Source organism: Rhizobium sp. UGM030330-04, from assembly GCF_003208455.1.
Lineage (GTDB): Bacteria > Pseudomonadota > Alphaproteobacteria > Rhizobiales > Rhizobiaceae > Agrobacterium > Agrobacterium rhizogenes_A.
Window position 1 is genome coordinate 1 of record NZ_QKML01000044.1, and the last position, 2174, is coordinate 2174.

The following is a 2174-nucleotide window of genomic DNA, read 5'->3' on the forward strand; positions in this document are numbered from 1 at the left end:
AAATTTCCACTACCGATTCTTCGTACTATATGGAGAAAATCCCAACTCATATTTTCTTCTCCTACATCGCATCTCCCAGGTATTTGTACCTGCGGTTCGTTACACAGCCACGGCGGTGGTCGAAATTCATACCCGAGAAATGACCCTCGCCACACAAGAAGGCACGACGCACACAGTGGCATACGCAGTGATACCAAGGGGTATCCTCAAGGGAGACGAGAGCGGAGCGGGGAGCGTCATGGTGAGACTCCTGGCTGAGTATCGGGCCGAGGGGAATGCTAGGCTCTGTTGACTTTTTACGAAAAGCTATTGTTTTTCAAATAGTTATCAAAAAACGGCAATTCATAAAAATCCTTTTATATCAGCTAGGACGACGTTGGGCACGCCGCCGTCCCTGGCGGCTTTGCCCAACCTACCTGGACCACAACTCCATCAGGCCTTCGCCGCATGGGGATCTATGTCCTGATCGGCGAGGGATTCCGGGAGGAACTGGAGCATGCGGATGCCGACGGCGGTGATTAGTAGTGCCACGGCGACCCCACCGATGCCAAGCAGTAGCTCAGGCAGGCTGGGGGTATAGAGGGCGACGGCGCCGTTGACGCCGTCGTAGAAGCCGGATTGGAGGATGGTTTTGCCGGGGACCGGATGGAAGAGGATGCCGAGGGGGAAGAGGATGCCGGCGAGCATCCAGGCGAACCAGAAGAGGGCGGTGTAGATGCCGCCGTCGAGCAGGTAGAAGGCAACGAGGTCGTAGTTCTTGGCGCCGTAGAGCTTGGTCAGGAAGTAGGCGAGGACGAAGAAGAGGACGGCGCCGATGAAGATCCCGAGTAGGTTGCGGAGCCGGAAGAGCATGGAGTCGCCGATGGGACGGTTGTCCCGGTGGAAGGCGAAGAGGAGTACGAGTATGAAGATGGCGAGGCCGTAGGCGAAGGACATGGCGATGAAGAGGGGGGCCATGATGGCGGTGTCGTAGGCCTGGCGGGAGACGAGGAAGCCGAAGATGGAGCCGGTACCCAGGGTGAGGGCCAAGCGCCAGAAGAAGGCGAAGAAGCCCACGGGCTTGGTGTAGGGGTTGCCCTTGCGTTCCATCATGGACCAGAGGTAGGCGATGACTAGACCCAAGAAGCCGGTGTAGAGGAAGATGTTCCAGGCGAAGATGGAGCGGAAGTTGTAGGTGGTCATGGCGACGACCAGGCGGTCGGGGCGGCCCAGGTCGAGGACCAGTACCATGAGTCCACCGGCCAGTAGGGCGATGGCCAAGAGACCGGAGAAGCGGGCCAGGGGTTTGTAGAGGGTCTTGCCGAAGACGCTGCCGATGGAGGCGACGTTGAGGGCCCCGGAGGCGGCGACGATGAGGAAGACGGCGAAGACGTGGGGGGTGCCCCAGACGATCTGGTTGGACATGCCGGTTACCCAGTGGCCCTCGTGTTCCATGTAGAGGAAGGCGAGTCCCCCCAAGCCGGCGATGACGGCCAGGATGGCGAGCAGGCCCCAGTAGTGTTGAGGGGTAAGTCGCCATTCTCGATAGATGGTTCTTTTCATGACGGGATCTCCGAGGCGTTACTTGAACACTCGTCCAATGTTCCAATAGGACAGGATTAACAGGATTTTTTGGCTCTCTTACGTCTTGTGTGGGTTAGGAGCCAGCTCGCCTGCTAAGATGACCTTCGGGCTGAGGGGAGGCGAGGCATGCGCCCACAGCCGGCGGACTGCGTGTGGACAAAGCGTGAATGTCGCAAGCGACCGTGGGGCAAGTTGGGAACAACTCGCACAAAGCTCCGGCTAAACGCAATCTCCTCGCCGGCGAGTTGCCCCCAACTGGCCTCCACTCATTCACCCTTTGCCCACACTCCGCCGCGCGAGTCCGCTGCCGACTGTGGACGCCTGCGGCGCAACAGCAACAAGTTTTTAACAGAAAGAAGAGAGAGACCAACTCTCTCTACCCACACGATCCGTAAGAGAGCCGATTTTTTTCTTGTTGTCCTGAACTCTCGCCGCACGATTACATCCTTTCCGAAGCCACTTTCGGTCGCTACCGGATAATTCATCAAATATACTTCTCCTTCGCGGGGCATTTTATTCCAATTCAATTCACGGCAGTTTCGACAACTCCTCGATTCGCTCGGCGTTCATACGAATGATGCAGTCGTTCACCAGAGTAATAGACTTGTTCC

General features: G+C 57.5%; 1 protein-coding gene. It reads right to left on the reverse strand.

Translation table 11 applies throughout. The features are described 5' to 3' along the window. Positions 1–432: 432 nt before the first annotated feature. A complete protein-coding gene (gene nrfD, locus N434_RS25360; protein ID WP_110760773.1) occupies positions 433–1542 on the reverse strand; it encodes an NrfD/PsrC family molybdoenzyme membrane anchor subunit in 1110 nt (369 codons plus the stop codon). Positions 1543–2174 lie beyond the last annotated feature (632 nt).

What these genes read in the sequence shown, in the direction of transcription:
- nrfD (WP_110760773.1), bottom strand. Translation starts at nt 1,542, where the DNA reads ATGAAAAGAACCATCTATCGAGAATGGCGACTTACCCCTCAACACTAC.